The following is a 15,161-nucleotide window of genomic DNA, read 5'->3' as shown; positions in this document are numbered from 1 at the left end:
GTGCCCGGAACCGGAAGCGGGCGGGAGTCCGGTGGGTTATCCCCACGATCGGACTGTCGGGCTTATCCACATGGTTATCCACACTGGGGAAAAGTCTTCCCGCCCTGTGGATAACTCCGCCGCCCCTGGCCGTCCACAGCTGTGCACGACCTCCCGGGAACGAGGAAACCGCACAGCAGGACACGCGTAGAACAGCAGTCCACAACCGGCCCGCCGCACAGCCTGTGCACAACCCCGCACCCGCTGTGGACAACCGCCCGGACGGTCACGCCCCGTACAGGGCCGTCCCGGCCAGCAGCATCGCCGTCTCGACCACCACCGCACCGGCCACCGCGAGCCCCTGGACCAGCCCGCGGCGCTCGCGCGGGGCGAACATCAGCCCGGCCGCCGTCAGCGAGCCGAGCACCAGCCCGCCGACGTGCGCCCGCCAGTCGATGCCCGGGCGGGAGAAGGTGACGATCAGGTTGAACACCAGGAAGGCCATCGCCGGGCCGAGCGGGCCCCGGTTGCGCAGCTGGAGCACGATCGTGGCGCCGATCAGTCCGAAGACCGCCCCGGAGGCTCCCACCGAGTTCATCCAGTCGCCCGCCACCAGGAAGGCGAAGGTGCTGCCGCCCAGGCCGGAGAGCAGGTAGAGGGCCAGGAAGCGCAGCCGGCCGAGCGCCTGCTCCAGCGCCGGGCCGAGCCAGTACAGCACCAGCATGTTCGTCCCGACGTGCCACCACTCCAGGTGCAGGAAGGTGGCGGTCAGCAGCCGGTACCACTGGTGCGGGCCGTCGGCGATGCCCGCCGGGCCGCCGAGGATGTCCCGGCCGGCGCTGAACAGCGACCAGGTCTGGCCCAGCCGCGGGGCGAGGACGTAGGCCGCCAGCACCCAGACCAGGACGTTGAGCCCGATCAGGACCCGGGTGACCAGCCCGCCGTCGGCGACCAGCGCCCCGCCGAACCGGGTGGTCGCCTGCCGGGAGCCCGCGTGGCCGTCGCCCACGCACTCGGGGCACTGGAAGCCCACCGAGGCGGCCACCATGCACTGCGGGCAGATCGGCCGCTCGCACCGGGTGCAGGAGATCCCGGTGGGGGTCCGCGGGTGCCGGTAGCAGCCGGGCGGGCCGGCCTCCGGGGACCGGTCGGCCGCCGACCGCGGTTCGTCCGGGAGCATCAGCGGTGTCCCCTTCCCCTACACGACCTCCGAAGCCGCCAGCCTACTGCCGTGCCCCCCGCTCCCGGGCCCGCTCCCCCACCCTCCCCGTCCGCCCCGACCGCCCCGCAGGCCCCGCGTACGGCCCACCCGACATGCCTCCGGACAAATCACCATGCATGATCAGCATTCAGGTGGATATGTGCGTAAAGGACGCCACCGAGGAGGAGAGACCCGTGAGCTTTTCGGATTCGGCCCGAGAGACGGCCACCAGGACCCGGGACACCGCCGCGCAGTTCGCGGACGGCGCCAAGCAGCGCCTCGGCCCCGCCTTGGACGCCTTCGGTCCGAAGGCCGCCCAAGCCGCCCAGAACCTCCGGGGGCAGTACGAGAAGCACGTCGCCCCCCAGTTCGGGCAGGCCTTCGCCAGTCTGCCGCCGGAGGCCCAGGAGAACGCCCTGAAGGCCCTCCACCGGGCCCAGGAGGCCGCCCTGGCGGCCCGGCTGTCGGCCGCCCGGGCAGCGGACCAGGCACGGGCCACCGTCGGCCCCAGGGTCACCCAGGCGGTCGAGGAGGCCCGGGCCACCGTCGTTCCGGCCGCCCAGGAGGCCCAGGCCCGCGGCGCCGCCGCGCTGACCGCCCTCCAGGGCAACGTCAGCTCCGCCGAGATCAGCGAGCTGGCGGCCCGCAACGCCCGGAAGGCGCACCGCAACCGGCTGTCCACCGGCCTGGCGGTGGCCGGGCTGCTGGCGATCGGCGGCGGCGTCGTGGCCTGGCAGTGGTGGCGCCGGCACAGCAACCCGGAGTGGCTGGTCGAGCCCCCGGCCCCGCAGGAGGCCCGGCCGGCCGGCGCGCACGCCGCCTCCGCCCCGCTGAACGGCTCCGGCCCGGACATCACCGCCGAGCCGACCGACGGCTCCCCGGCCCCCGGGGACGGCCCCGCCTCCGAGGACGGGCCCGGGACGGACTGACCGGACGCCGACGCCCGCAAACGCCGATCGGCCGCGACCAGGATCCTGGTCGCGGCCGATCGGCTACTGCTGCGGACTGTGGAGCATAGGAGACTCGAACTCCTGACATCTGCCTTGCAAAGGCAGCGCTCTACCAACTGAGCTAATGCCCCTCGACGGCACCGCGCGCGTGCCGACGGGCCCTAGCGTACCGGGTTCCGGCGCGATTCCCAGCGCCGTCCCCCCGGAACGGTGCCGTTCCACGGGGACGGCCGGTCCGGTCCCTCGACCGGGCCGGCCGGCCCGGGAGGCGCCGACGGGCGCCTCCGGAGTTCGTCGATCGTCAGACCGCCGGGGGCTCAGCGACCGGCCGGGACCGGGTCGGTGGCCTCGGTCCACAGGTCCTGCTCGGCGCGGTCCGCCTGGACCTGACGGTAGACAAAGAAGCCGCCGAGGGCGACCAGGGCGACCAGGAGAAGCTTCTTCACCGCGGGACCTCGTCCTTCTTGCGTTGGTGGACTCAAGAGCCGGATCCGGCCGGACTGACCGGGCCGACGAGTCCAGTTGTGTTTCGAGCGCGAACGGGCAGTCGGGTGCCGGACCGCCCTTGCGGCCGATGATACACACCGGTGTCCCAATCGTGACCAGCCGCCGGTGCGGCCAACCCGGCGGTCCGGTCCCAGGATTGACGCCGCACCTCCTGGCGGGCGCCCCGGCCGCGCCCGGGCCCGCCGCGCGCGCCCCCGGAGCGGCTCCGGCCCGTCGGCCGAGGGGAGGGCCGGGGGAGGACCGCGGGGAGCCCGCGGCGGGAAACGCGAAGGGCCCGGAGTGGATCACTCCGGGCCCTTCGGGGAGGTGGGCCTAACAGGACTTGAACCTGTGGCCTCTTCCTTATCAGGGAAGCGCTCTAACCGTCTGAGCTATAGGCCCTCACCGAGAGGAGATCGTACCGGATCGCGGCCGCCCCGCGGCCCCGGCCGATCCCGACACGAGTCGAAGGGCCCGGAGTGGATCACTCCGGGCCCTTCGCGGTGGTGGGCCTAACAGGACTTGAACCTGTGGCCTCTTCCTTATCAGGGAAGCGCTCTAACCGTCTGAGCTATAGGCCCTTGCCGCACTGAAAGATTAGCGGACCGACGGCCGATCCCCCAAATCCGGGTCGGCCGGGGCCGTGGCGGCACCCCCCGCGACCAGCCGCGGGGCGTCGGCGGCCGGGCGCAGCAGCCACTCCTCGCGGGTCGGCGGCAGGCCCGCGGCGCCCTCCTCAGTGCTGCGGACGGCGAGGACCTGGTTGATCCCGATCCGGTTCTGCTCGAAGGCGAGCGCGGAGGCCGCCATGTACAGCCGCCAGACCCTGGCCCGGCCGCGGCCGACCAGCCGGACCGCCTCCGTCCAGTGCGCCTCCAGGTTGGCCACCCACTCGCGCAGGGTCAGCCCGTAGTGCTCGCGCAGCGACTCGACGTCCCGGACCTCGAAGCCGGCCTCCTCCAGCCGGGCCACCGTGGACCCGATCGGGGAGAGCTCGCCGTCCGGGAAGACGTAGCGGTCGATGAAGGGGCTGGTGCGGTGCCGCTCGCCGGGGAGGTCGGGGCGGCGGGCGATCTGGTGGTTGAGCAGCCGGCCGCCGGGCACCAGCAGCCGGTACAGGCCGTCGGCGTAGACCCGGTACTGCTCGGAGCCGACGTGCTCGGCCATCCCGACGCTGGAGATCGCGTCGAAGGGCCCGTCGTCGACCTCCCGGTAGTCCTGGAGCCGGACCTCCACCCGGTCGGACAGCCCGGCCTCCTCCACCCGGGTGCGGGCCAGCGCGACCTGCTCGCGGGAGAGCGAGACGCCGACCGCGGTGACCCCGTGGTGCTCCGCCGCGTGCAGCAGCAGCGAGCCCCAGCCGCAGCCGACGTCCAGCAGGCGCATCCCGGGGCGCAGGCCGAGCTTGCGGCAGATCAGGTCGAGCTTGGCCTCCTGGGCGGCCTCCAGGCTCTTGGCCTCGGGCGTCCAGTAGGCGCACGAGTAGACCATCGAGGAGCCCAGCACCATCCGGTAGAAGTCGTTCCCGACGTCGTAGTGGTGGCTGATGGCCGCGCGGTCCCGGCCCCGGCTGTGCAGCCGCCCGGAGGACCGGCGGACCTCCTCGCGGGGCGGCTCCGGCTCGGGGCCGACCGCCCCGGCCCGCAGCGCGGCGGCGAGCACCCGGCGGCCCTTGGCGCCGAGGACGTCGCGCGGACCGAGCGTCCGGGTGCGGACCTCGGGCCGCTCGGCGAAGCGGGCGACGACGGAGAGCGTCTCGTAGAGGTCGGTGCCGGGGGCGAGTTCGAGGTCCCCCGCGACGTAGGCCCGGGCCAGGCCCAGCTCGTCCGGCCGCCAGACCAGCCGGCGCAGCGCCCGGCGGTTGCGCAGGACCACGGCGGGGGCGCCCGGCGGGCCGGCCACGCTGCCGTCCCAGGCCTGGACCCGCAGCGGCACCGGGACCCCCAACAGCCCTTCCAGGGCCTCGACCAGTTGACCTGCGAGCTTCGCCACCGCGCGCCTCCGTCCAGTCGTCCTGCGGACACCTCAGCTGACCCGGTCGGGCGGACCGGGGGCGGCCTGCGGCGCTCCCGGACACGGGACGGGCGGCACCCAGCTAATCCCACCGCGGCCGCCCGGTTTCCGGGTGGCACGCCGCGGGCGGCCGGCTGTCACCCGAAACGCCGACGGACCCCACGGCTGCAAACAGCCTGTGGGGCCCGGGCATTCCGTCCTCGGACGGCGAGCTGAGCGGACGTCAGGATCCGGCCACCGGAGCGGACCGGTCTCAGTCCTCCTCGGCCAGGGTGAGCTCGACGCCGCCGGTGAAGCCGGCCGCCGCGTTGTAGATGAACGCGGAGAGCGTGGACAGCGCGGTCAGCAGGACGACGTCGACCACGGCGATCAACGTGGTGAAGGTCATCACCTTGCCGAAGCCGACGTAGTCCATCAGGTTGAGGCCGCCGCTGCTGTCCGAGCCGGTGACGTCCTTGAGGGTCTTGGTCAGCGAGTCGAAGACGCCGAGCGAGTCCAGCGTCATCCACAGCACGGCCGCGGCCACGATGATGATGATGCCGACGGCCAGCGACAGCAGGAAGCTGACCTTCATCACGGACCACGGGTCGACCTTGGTCACCCGCAGCCGGGCCTTGCGGGTCCGGCCGAGGCCGGCCCCGCCGGGCGCAGGGGCTGCCGCGGGGCGGCGCGCCGCTCCGGCGGCGGGGGTGCCGCCGGCCGGGGTCCCGCCGGGCGGGGTGATCCCCCCGGTCCGGGTGCCCCGGGCCGGGGTCGGCTGCCCCTTGGCGTACGTGGTCGGCTGCGAGAACCCGCCCGCACCGGGGGCCTGACTGCCCTGCGCGGCGGGGGCCTGCCCGCCGTAGGTCGCGCCGCCCTGGCCCGCTCCGCCGACCGGTGGCATCAGCGAGGTGGACGCGGCCGAGTGCTCGTTCGGCGGCTGCGGGACGCCGTACGAACCCCCGCCCTGCGCGCCCGGACGGCCGCCGGAGGTTCCTCCCGCAGCACCCGTGGCTCCACTCACCTGGTCCTCCCGCACTTCCCACCAGGACGGCGGCGCCGCCCTGCCTCGTCACTCGTCATCCAGCGCCCGGCGGGATTGCCCGGAACTGGTCGGCGTCCGGTGCCGCCGCGTCCACTGCCTGGACGCGGCGGCACCGGTCTGCGGTTTCGGCTCAGGCCTCGACGTCTCCGTCGACCGCCGTCGCCGCACCCTCGGCCGTCTCGGTGGACTCGGTACCCGCCACCTCGTCCTCCGCCGTCTCCTCGTCCTCGGCCTCCGCGTTGCGGGCCATGCCCACGACCGCGTCGCGCTTGCCGAGGTTGATCAGTTGGACGCCCATGGTGTCACGTCCGGTTTCACGAACCTCGGAAACCCTCGTGCGGATCACCCCGCCCGAGAGGGTGATCGCCATGATCTCGTCGGATTCGTCGACCACGAGCGCGCCGACCAGCGAGCCCCGGCCCTCGACGATCTTCGCCGCCTTGGTGCCGTAGCCGCCGCGCCCCTGGACACGGTACTCGTCCACGCCGGTTCGCTTGGCGTACCCGCCGTCAGTGGCGGTGAAGACATACGTACCCGGACGGACGACGTTCATCGAGAGCAGTTCGTCGTCCTCGCGGAAGGCCATGCCCTTGACGCCCGAGGTGGCACGGCCGGTGGGGCGCAGGGCGTCGTCGGTCGCGGTGAAGCGGATCGACTGGGCCTTCCGGGAGACCAGCAGCAGGTCGTCCTCGGCGGAGACCAGTTCGGCGCCGATCAGCTCGTCGTCCCGGCCCTCCTCGTCCTGGCGCAGGTTGATCGCGATCAGGCCGCCGGAGCGCGGCGAGTCGTAGTCCTTGAGCGGGGACTTCTTCACCAGGCCGGCCCGGGTGGCGAGGACCAGGTACGGCTTGTCCTCGTACGTCCGGACGGCCATCACCTGGGCGATGTGCTCGTCCGGCTGGAAGGCCAGCAGGTTGGCGACGTGCTGGCCGCGGGCGTCGCGCCCGGCGTCGGGCAGCTCGTAGCCCTTGGCCCGGTAGACCCGGCCCTTGTTGGTGAAGAACAGGATCCAGTTGTGGGTCGTCGTCACGAAGAAGTGGTCGACGATGTCGTCCTGCTTCAGCTGGGCGCCGCGCACGCCCTTGCCGCCGCGCTTCTGCGAGCGGTAGAGGTCGGAGCGGGTCCGCTTGACGTAGCCGCCACGGGTGATCGTGACGACGATGTCCTCCTCGGCGATGAGGTCCTCGATGGAGAGGTCGCCGTCGGAGGGGATGAGCGTGGAGCGCCGGTCGTCGCCGTACTTCTCGACGAGCGCGGTGAGCTCCTCGGAGATGATCCCCCGCTGGCGGACCGGTGAGGCCAGGATCGTGTTGTACTCGTCGATCTTGCGCTGGAGCTCGTCGTGCTCGTCGGTGATCCGCTGGCGCTCCAGGGCGGCCAGCCGGCGCAGCTGCATCTCCAGGATGGCGTTGGCCTGGAGCTCGTCGATGTCGAGCAGGCCCATCAGGCCGGTGCGGGCGGCGTCGGCGCTGGCCGAGGCCCGGATCAGCGCGATGACCTCGTCGATCAGGTCCAGGGCCTTGAGCAGCGCGCGCAGGATGTGGGCGCGCTCCTCGGCCTTGCGCAGCCGGAAGGTGGTGCGCCGGACGATGACCTCGACCTGGTGGTTGACCCAGTGCCGGATGAAGGCGTCGAGCGAGAGCGTGCGCGGCACGCCGTCGACCAGGGCCAGCATGTTGGCACCGAAGTTGGTCTGCAGCTCGGTGTGCTTGTACAGGTTGTTCAGCACGACCTTGGCGACCGCGTCGCGCTTGAGCACGACCACCAGACGGGTGCCGGTGCGGGACGAGGACTCGTCCCGGACGTCGGCGATGCCGGCGATCTTGCCGTCCTTGACCAGGTCGGCGATCTTCAGCGCGAGGTTGTCCGGGTTGACCTGGTACGGCAGCTCGGTGATCACCAGGCACTGGCGGCCCTGGATCTCCTCGACCTCGACCACCGCGCGCATGGTGACCGAGCCGCGGCCGGTGCGGTAGTAGTCGTCGATGCCGCGGCGGCCGACGATCAGCGCGCCGGTCGGGAAGTCGGGGCCCTTGATCCGCTCGACCAGGGCCTCCAGCAGCTCCTCCGCGGAGGCCTCCGGGTGCTCCAGGTACCAGAGCGCGCCGGAGGCGACCTCGCGCAGGTTGTGCGGCGGGATGTTGGTGGCCATGCCGACCGCGATGCCGGTGGCACCGTTGACCAGCAGGTTGGGGAAGCGCGCGGGCAGGACGGTGGGCTCCTGCGAACGGCCGTCGTAGTTGGCCGCGAAGTCGACGGTCTCCTCGTCGATGTCGCGCATCATCTCCATGGCGAGCGGCATCATCTTGCACTCGGTGTAGCGCATGGCCGCGGCCGGGTCGTTGCCCGGGGAGCCGAAGTTGCCGTTGCCGTCCACCAGCGGCATCCGCATCGACCACGGCTGGGCCAGGCGGACCACGGTGTCGTAGATCGAGGTGTCACCGTGCGGGTGGTAGTTGCCCATGACGTCGCCGACGACGCGGGCGCACTTGTAGTAGCCCTTCTCGGGGCGGTACCCGCCGTCGTACATCGCGTAGAGCACCCGGCGGTGCACCGGCTTGAGGCCGTCGCGGACCTCGGGCAGCGCGCGGCTGACGATCACGCTCATCGCGTAGTCGAGGTACGAGCGCTGCATCTCGGTCTCGAGCTCGACCGGCTCGATCCGCATCGTCGCCTGGGCGGTGGCCTCGGGGGCCTCGGGGGTCTCGGGCTGTTCGCCGTCGGGACGGTTGTCGTCGACCACTGGTGGTCAGTTTCCTTTCACGCGGACTGGAACGTGCGGGGCCTGGGGTGCAGGCGTCACACGTCCAGGAAGCGGACGTCCTTGGCGTTGCGCTGGATGAAGGAGCGGCGGGCCTCGACGTCCTCGCCCATCAGCACGGAGAACAGCTCGTCCGCACGGGCGGCGTCCTCCAGGGTGACCTGGAGCAGCAGGCGGTGCTCGGCGTCCATCGTGGTGACCCGCAGCTCCTCGGCGTTCATCTCGCCGAGACCCTTGAAGCGCTGGATCGCGTCGTCCTTGGGCAGCCGGCGCCCGGCCTCCACCCCGGCGGCGACCAGGGCGTCGCGCTCGCGGTCGGAGTAGGCGTACTCGAAGTCGTCCTTGCCCCACTTGATCTTGTACAGCGGCGGCATGGCGAGGTAGACGTACCCGGCCTCGACCAGCGGCCGCATGAAGCGGAACAGCAGGGTCAGCAGCAGGGTGCGGATGTGCTGTCCGTCGACGTCGGCGTCGGCCATCAGGACGATCTTGTGGTACCGCAGCTTGGACTCGTCGTAGTCCTCCTGGATGCCGCAGCCGAACGCCGAGATCAGCGCCTGGACCTCGGTGTTCTGGAGGACCTTGTCGATCCGGGCCTTCTCGACGTTCAGGATCTTGCCGCGGATCGGCAGGATGGCCTGGGTGCGCGGGTCGCGGCCCTGCTTGGCCGAGCCGCCGGCGGAGTCACCCTCGACGATGAAGATCTCGCACTCGGAGGGGTCCTTGGACTGGCAGTCCGAGAGCTTGCCCGGCAGCGAGGCGGACTCCAGCAGGCCCTTGCGGCGGGTCAGGTCGCGGGCCTTGCGGGCGGCGACGCGCGCGGTGGCGGCCTGGATGGACTTGCGGATGATGTCCGCGGCCTCGTTGGGGTTGCGGTCCAGCCAGTCGTTGAGGTGCTCGTGGACGACCTTCTGGACGAAGGTCTTGGCCTCGGTGTTGCCGAGCTTGTCCTTGGTCTGGCCCTCGAACTGGGGCTCGCCGAGCTTGACCGAGATGATCGCGGTCAGGCCCTCGCGGATGTCCTCGCCGGAGAGGTTGTCGTCCTTCTCCCGGAGCAGCTTCTTGTCCCGCGCGTAGCGGTTGACCAGGCCGGTCAGCGCCGCGCGGAAGCCCTCCTCGTGGGTGCCGCCGCCGTGGGTGTGGATGGTGTTGGCGAAGCTGTAGACCCCCTCGGTGTAGGAGGAGTTCCACTGCATCGCGATCTCCACCGAGATCGCCTTGTCCTTGTCCTCCGCCTCGAAGTCGATCACCGAGGGGTGGACGACCTCGCCCTTGCGGGAGTTGAGGTGGGCGACGAAGTCGGCGATGCCGCCGTCGTACTTGTACGTGACGGAGAGCGGCCGGCCCTCCTCGTCCGCGTGCTCCGGGCGCTCGTCGGTCAGCGAGATGGACAGGCCCTTGTTGAGGAAGGCCATCTCCTGGAAGCGGCGGGAGAGCGTCTCGAAGGAGTAGACGGTGGTCTCGAAGATGTCCGCGTCGGCCCAGAAGGTCACCGTGGTGCCGGTGCGGTCGGTCTCCGCGCCCTTCACCAGGGGGGCGGTCGGGGCGCCCATCTTGTAGTCCTGGGTCCAGACGTGGCCGTCCTTGTGGATCTCCACGGAGAGCCTGGTGGACAGCGCGTTGACCACGGAGACGCCGACGCCGTGCAGACCGCCGGAGACGGCGTAGCCGCCGCCGCCGAACTTGCCGCCGGCGTGCAGGACGGTGAGCACGACCTCGACGGCCGGCTTGTCCTGGCCCGGGACGATGTCCACCGGGATGCCTCGGCCGTTGTCGACGACGCGGATCGCGCCGTCGGCCATGATCGTGACGTCGATGGTGTCGGCGTACCCGGCCATCGCCTCGTCGACGGAGTTGTCCACGACCTCCTGCACCAGGTGGTGCAGGCCGCGCTCGCCCGTCGAACCGATGTACATGCCGGGGCGCTTGCGGACGGCGTCGAGGCCTTCCAGCACCTGGATGTTGCTACCGGTGTAGGAAGCCTGGTCGGACTGGTCTGGGGTCTGGCTGGGGTTGCCGGAATCGGCCACGAAGCGCCCTCTCTGGCACAGCACGGGCCGCATGCCCACCCCGTGCGGGCGGGCGTGCGACCACAGCGTTTCGACTCGGTTGCCACTAGCAACAGTGTTTGGCTCTCAGTCTACCGGTACGACTGACAGAGATGGGCGTTTGGCAGCCCTTGAGGGCAGATATGCCGCCCTGAATCCCCTCGGCACGAGTCCCGATACTCGCCCGGGGGGCCCAGGGCGCCTGGAAGGGCTGTCAGGGGTTCCGGAAGATCGCCATCCGATCCGCGCCCGGCCGGCCTCCGACGTCCCGGTCAGCCCCAGGTGTCGCCCGGCCCCTTGCTGCCCGGCGCGCGCAGCCGGCCGTAGCCGCGGGCGGGGGCCGCAGGGCCGAGCACCTTGATGGTGCGGACCGTCCCGTGCCCCAGCTCGTGGTTCAGACGGGCCACCAACTGCCGTGCCAGCCAGCGGAGTTGGGTGGCCCAGGCGGTGGAGTCGCACTGCACGGTGAGCACTGCGGCGGCCTCGTCGTAGGAGGAGGGGTGGCAGTGCGCGGCGATGTCCGGGCCGACGATCTGCGGCCAGCGGCCCATCACCCCGCCGACGGCGGCCGAGGACTCCCAGCCCCGCTCGGTCAGCAGCCGGTTGAGCGCCGCGCCCAGCGGGACCGGGTCGCGGCCGTCCGAGCGGGCCCCGCTGCGCAGGCCGTGCCGCTTCGCCTCGCGCTTCTCCCGGACCTGCTCGCCGCGCTGGCGGGCCTGGGCGCGGGCCGCCCGCAGCGCGGAACGGGCGAGGTCGGCGCCGGTCGGCCCACCGCCGCCCTGGGGGGAGTTCTCCGCCGGCTCGCTCACGGCGATCTCCTTTCCCCAGGCTGTGGACAACGCTGAGCGATCCAGCGTACGGGAGGGTGCGGGCTGCCGCTCCGGCGGTCGGCCGGGCGTTGATCCGGGCGTTGATCCGGGCGTCGGTGGCGGGCCCGGGCTCAGGCGTCGATGCGGCGCACCGCGCCGTCGGAGACCGCGAACCGGGCCCCGGCCAGGGCCTTCGGCACGTCCTCGGCGACGGCCGCGGTGACCAGCACCTGCTCGCCGCCGGCCACCAGCTCGGCCAGCCGGTCCCGCCGGGCGGCGTCCAGCTCGGCGAACACGTCGTCCAGGACCAGCACCGGCTCGCCGCCGTCGGCACGCAGCAGCTCGTACGAGGCCAGCCGCAGCGCCAGCGCGTACGACCAGGACTCGCCGTGGCTGGCGTAGCCCTTGGCGGGCAGCGGGCCGAGCTTGAGCACCAGCTCGTCGCGGTGCGGGCCGACCAGGGTGACGCCGCGCTCGACCTCCTGCTTGCGCACCGCCCGCAGCGCGTCCAGCAGCTGCTCCTCGGCCTGCTCGCGGCTGGTCGGCAGCTCGCCCTCGAAGGAGCTGCGGTACTCCAGTGAGGTCTCGCCCCCGGCGGGCGCCAGCTGGGCGTACGCGGCCGTCACCAGCGGCTGGAGGGCGGCCACCAACTGGATCCGGAAGGCCGTCAACTCGGCTCCCGCGCGGGCCAGATGGCCGTCCCAGACCTCAAGGGTGGAGAGGTCAGCGCCCTTGCCGCCGCCGGCCCGGCGGGCCATCGCGGCGGTCTTCAGCAGGGCGTTGCGCTGCTTGAGCACCCGCTCGTAGTCCTGCCGGACCCCGGCCAACCGGGGGGCCCGGGCGGTCAGCAGCTCGTCCAGGAAGCGCCGCCGCTCGCCCGGGTCTCCCTTGACCAGGCTGAGGTCCTCGGGGGCGAACAGCACGGTGCGCAGCAGGCCCAGCACGTCCCGCGGACGGACGTTGTCGGAGCGGTTGATCCGGGCCCGGTTGGCCTTGCCCGGGGTGATCTCCAGTTCGATCAGGGTGGAGCGGCCGCGGTCCACCACCGAGGTGCGGACCACCGCGCGCTCGGCGCCCAGCCGGACCAGCGGGGCGTCGGTGGCGACCCGGTGGCTGCCCAGGGTGGCGACGTAGCCGACCGCCTCGACCAGGTTGGTCTTGCCCTGGCCGTTGGGCCCCACGAAGGCGGTCACGCCCGGGTCGAGGGGGACCTCGGCCCGGGCGTACGACCGGAAGTCGGCGAGCGACAGATGCGCGACGTGCATGGCTGTGGACTGCGCCCGCCTTCTTGGGGAGGACCTGCTGGTTACTTGGACTCGACCGCGTGGCCGCCGAACTGGTTGCGCAGCGCGGCGATCATCTTCATCTGCGGGGAGTCGTCCTGGCGGGAGGCGAAGCGGGCGAACAGCGAGGCGGTGATCGCCGGCAGCGGCACCGCGTGGTCGATCGCGGCCTCGACCGTCCAGCGGCCCTCGCCGGAGTCGGCGGCCCAGCCGCGCAGCTTGGCCAGGTGCTCGTCCTCGTCCAGGGCGCGGACGGCGAGGTCCAGCAGCCAGGAGCGGATGACGGTGCCCTCCTGCCAGCTGCGGAAGACCTCGCGCACGTCGGTGACCTCGGGGGCGGCCTCCAGCAGCTCCCAGCCCTCGGCGAAGGCCTGCATCATGGCGTACTCGATGCCGTTGTGGACCATCTTGGCGAAGTGGCCGGCGCCCACCGCGCCCGCGTGCACCGAGCCGAAGTCGCCCTCGGGCTTGAGGGCGTCGAAGACCGGCTGGACCTTGGCGACGTGCTCGGCGTCGCCGCCGTACATCAGCGCGTAGCCGTTCTCCAGGCCCCAGACGCCGCCCGAGACGCCGCAGTCCACGAAGCCGATGCCCTTGGCGGCCAGCGCCTCGGCGTGCTTGACGTCGTCGGTCCAGCGGGAGTTCCCGCCGTCGACCACCACGTCGCCGGGCGAGAGCAGCTCGGCGAGCTCGTCGACGGTCGCCTGGGTGGCGGCGCCCGCCGGGACCATGACCCAGACCACGCGCGGGCCCTGGAGCCGGGCGACGAGCTCCTGGAGGCTGTCGACGTCGGAGACGTCCGGGTTGCGGTCGTAACCGATGACGGTGTGGCCGGCGCGGCGGATCCGCTCGCGCATGTTGCCGCCCATCTTGCCGAGACCGATGAGGCCGAGCTCCATGACCAAGTCCTTACCTGTGGTGACGTGCCTGCCGGCGGCGCCGTTGCCGCACTCCCCGAGCCTACGCGCTGGAGCGGCTCCGGCCCCCTGCGGCCGGGGCCGGGCGGGGGAGACGTCCACAGGCTGTGCACAGCGGGTGTGCACAGCCTGTGGACGCGGGCGCGGGCCCGGTCAGCCGGAGAGGCGGACCGGCATGATCAGGTACTGGTAGGCCTTGTCCTCCTCGGCGTCCACCGAGACCTTGCCGCTGAGCAGCGCGGGCTTGGTCGGGGTGGTGAAGCTGAGCTGGGCGAAGGGGGAGTCGATGGCCTTGAGGCCCTCCTCCAGGTAGCCCGGGTTGAAGGCGATCGAGATGGCGTCGCCCTCCAGGGAGGCCTCGATCCGCTCGGTCGCCTGGGCGTCGTCGCCCGAGCCGGCCTCCAGCGTCAGCACGCCCTCCTCGAAGTTGAGGCGGACCGGGGTGTTGCGCTCGGCGACCAGCGAGACGCGCTTGAGCGCCTCCAGGAAGGGCTGGGTCTGGATCGCGGCGACGGCGTTGAACTCGGTCGGGAAGAGGCTGCGGAACTTGGGGAACTCGCCCTCCAGCAGCCGGGTGGTGGTCCGGCGGCCGGCGCCCTCGAAGCCGATCAGGCCCTCGCCCGCGCCGCCCGAGGACAGCGCGATGGAGACGTTGTCGCCGCTGCCCAGGGACTTGGCGATGTCCTGGAGCGTCTTGGCCGGGACCAGCGCGACGGCGGAGATGTCCGCCTGCTCGGGCTTCCACAGCAGCTCGCGGACGGCGAAGCGGTAGCGGTCGGTGGCGGCCAGGGTGATCCGGTCGCCCTCGATCTCGACCCGCACGCCGGTGAGCACCGGCAGGGTGTCGTCCCGGCCGGCGGCGACGGCGGCCTGGCTGACGGCGGAGGCGAAGACGTCGCCGGAGACGGTGCCGGTGGCGGTCGGCATCTGGGGGAGTGCGGGGTACTCGTCCACCGGGAGGGTGGGGAGGGTGAACCGCGAGCTGCCGCAGACCACGCTGACCCGCTGGCCGTCGGTGGAGATCTCCACCGGCCGGTTGGGGAGGTTGCGGGAGATGTCGTTGAGCAGGCGGCCGGAGACCAGGACGGTGCCGGCCTCCTCGACGTCCGCCTCCAGCTCGACCCGGGCCGAGACCTCGTAGTCGAAGCCGGACAGGGCCAGGCTGCCCTCCTGCGCGGTCAGCAGCAGGCCGGCCAGCACCGGCACCGGCGGCCGTGCCGGGAGGCTGCGGGCAGCCCAGGCCACCGCCTCCGCGAGGACGTCACGCTCCACCCGGAACTTCACCGGTAACCGCCTCCTGGATCGAGCGCTCCCGCTCGCACTCTGGTTCGTCTGGTCTTGATCGTCGGTTGGGCTGTCCGCCGAGCTCGCTCACTCCGCTTCCAGTCGCAAGGACAGTCTGACGTACTCCGCCGACAGACGGGGCAGACGGGCGGAGGCGACTCGAACGGTTGTCGCGGACCGGTTGTCCACAGATTCGGGGCCCACCCACTTGGAAAGCAGGTCAGGGGTCTCAATGTGTAGTGGTAGTAGTAGGGCCTGTGGAAACCGTGGATAACCCCGTTTCCGCAGGTCAGACCCCGGATTTTGTCCACAGGGACTGTGGACCGGGACTGTGGACGGACAGGGCCCGCTGTGGACAGCCGAGCGTTACCCACAGGGCACGCAGGGTATCCACAGGTTATCCCCA

Annotated in this window: 11 protein-coding genes and 3 tRNA genes; 1 reads left to right on the top strand and 13 read right to left on the bottom strand. The window is 72.1% G+C overall.

The window, feature by feature from the left end; translation table 11 throughout:
* Nucleotides 1–265: 265 nt before the first annotated feature.
* Complete coding sequence (locus ACH5AR_RS08145) at nucleotides 266–1,159, bottom strand: rhomboid family intramembrane serine protease (RefSeq protein ID WP_396300527.1); 894 nt, start codon at nucleotides 1,157–1,159, stop codon at nucleotides 266–268.
* Nucleotides 1,160–1,374: 215 nt separating this feature from the next.
* Here ACH5AR_RS08145 and ACH5AR_RS08140 point away from each other — a divergent pair, with 215 nt between their 5' ends.
* Complete coding sequence (locus ACH5AR_RS08140) at nucleotides 1,375–2,109, top strand: DUF5324 family protein (protein ID WP_396300526.1); 735 nt, start codon at nucleotides 1,375–1,377, stop codon at nucleotides 2,107–2,109.
* Nucleotides 2,110–2,188: 79 nt separating this feature from the next.
* Here ACH5AR_RS08140 and ACH5AR_RS08135 read toward each other — a convergent pair.
* From ACH5AR_RS08135 to dnaN, 12 genes are all read right to left on the bottom strand, one after another.
* Nucleotides 2,189–2,261, bottom strand: a tRNA-Ala gene (locus tag ACH5AR_RS08135).
* A 186-nt stretch (nucleotides 2,262–2,447) separates the two neighbouring features.
* Complete coding sequence (locus ACH5AR_RS08130) at nucleotides 2,448–2,576, bottom strand: DLW-39 family protein (RefSeq protein WP_014137031.1); 129 nt, start codon at nucleotides 2,574–2,576, stop codon at nucleotides 2,448–2,450.
* 368 nt (nucleotides 2,577–2,944) lie between these two features.
* Nucleotides 2,945–3,018: transfer RNA gene (locus ACH5AR_RS08125), tRNA-Ile, on the bottom strand.
* A 102-nt stretch (nucleotides 3,019–3,120) separates the two neighbouring features.
* Nucleotides 3,121–3,197, bottom strand: a tRNA-Ile gene (locus ACH5AR_RS08120).
* A gap of 16 nt (nucleotides 3,198–3,213) precedes the next feature.
* A complete protein-coding gene (locus ACH5AR_RS08115; RefSeq protein WP_396300525.1) occupies nucleotides 3,214–4,608 on the bottom strand; it encodes a class I SAM-dependent methyltransferase in 1,395 nt (464 codons plus the stop codon).
* A 274-nt stretch (nucleotides 4,609–4,882) separates the two neighbouring features.
* On the bottom strand, nucleotides 4,883–5,632 hold the full coding sequence (locus ACH5AR_RS08110) for a DUF3566 domain-containing protein (protein WP_396300524.1): 750 nt from the start codon (nucleotides 5,630–5,632) through the stop codon (nucleotides 4,883–4,885).
* A 151-nt stretch (nucleotides 5,633–5,783) separates the two neighbouring features.
* On the bottom strand, nucleotides 5,784–8,321 hold the full coding sequence (gene gyrA, locus ACH5AR_RS08105) for a DNA gyrase subunit A (RefSeq protein WP_396300731.1): 2,538 nt from the start codon (nucleotides 8,319–8,321) through the stop codon (nucleotides 5,784–5,786).
* A gap of 131 nt (nucleotides 8,322–8,452) precedes the next feature.
* Nucleotides 8,453–10,468, bottom strand: coding sequence for a DNA topoisomerase (ATP-hydrolyzing) subunit B (gene gyrB, locus ACH5AR_RS08100; RefSeq protein WP_396300523.1), 2,016 nt, complete (start codon nucleotides 10,466–10,468; stop codon nucleotides 8,453–8,455).
* A gap of 266 nt (nucleotides 10,469–10,734) precedes the next feature.
* Nucleotides 10,735–11,271 carry a DUF721 domain-containing protein gene (locus ACH5AR_RS08095; RefSeq protein ID WP_396300522.1) on the bottom strand — a complete coding sequence of 179 codons (537 nt, stop codon included), beginning with the start codon at nucleotides 11,269–11,271 and terminating at the stop codon, nucleotides 10,735–10,737.
* Nucleotides 11,272–11,402: 131 nt separating this feature from the next.
* On the bottom strand, nucleotides 11,403–12,536 hold the full coding sequence (recF, locus tag ACH5AR_RS08090) for a DNA replication/repair protein RecF (protein ID WP_396300521.1): 1,134 nt from the start codon (nucleotides 12,534–12,536) through the stop codon (nucleotides 11,403–11,405).
* A 41-nt stretch (nucleotides 12,537–12,577) separates the two neighbouring features.
* Nucleotides 12,578–13,453: a phosphogluconate dehydrogenase (NAD(+)-dependent, decarboxylating) gene (gene gnd / locus ACH5AR_RS08085; RefSeq protein WP_396300520.1), complete on the bottom strand. Its 876-nt coding sequence runs from the start codon at nucleotides 13,451–13,453 to the stop codon at nucleotides 12,578–12,580.
* 171 nt (nucleotides 13,454–13,624) lie between these two features.
* On the bottom strand, nucleotides 13,625–14,755 hold the full coding sequence (dnaN, locus tag ACH5AR_RS08080) for a DNA polymerase III subunit beta (protein WP_396300519.1): 1,131 nt from the start codon (nucleotides 14,753–14,755) through the stop codon (nucleotides 13,625–13,627).
* Nucleotides 14,756–15,161 lie beyond the last annotated feature (406 nt).

The sequence above is a fragment of the Kitasatospora sp. NPDC018619 genome, from assembly GCF_044391605.1.
Taxonomy (GTDB): Bacteria; Actinomycetota; Actinomycetes; order Streptomycetales; family Streptomycetaceae; genus Kitasatospora.
Note: the sequence above shows the minus strand (reverse complement) of the source record. Positions and strands in the feature narration are given on the sequence as shown.

What these genes read in the sequence shown, in the direction of transcription:
- gyrA (WP_396300731.1), bottom strand. Translation starts at nt 8,321, where the DNA reads ATGCGGATCGAGCCGGTCGAGCTCGAGACCGAGATGCAGCGCTCGTAC.
- gnd (WP_396300520.1), bottom strand. Translation starts at nt 13,453, where the DNA reads ATGGAGCTCGGCCTCATCGGTCTCGGCAAGATGGGCGGCAACATGCGC.
- ACH5AR_RS08145 (WP_396300527.1), bottom strand. Translation starts at nt 1,159, where the DNA reads ATGCTCCCGGACGAACCGCGGTCGGCGGCCGACCGGTCCCCGGAGGCC.
- recF (WP_396300521.1), bottom strand. Translation starts at nt 12,536, where the DNA reads ATGCACGTCGCGCATCTGTCGCTCGCCGACTTCCGGTCGTACGCCCGG.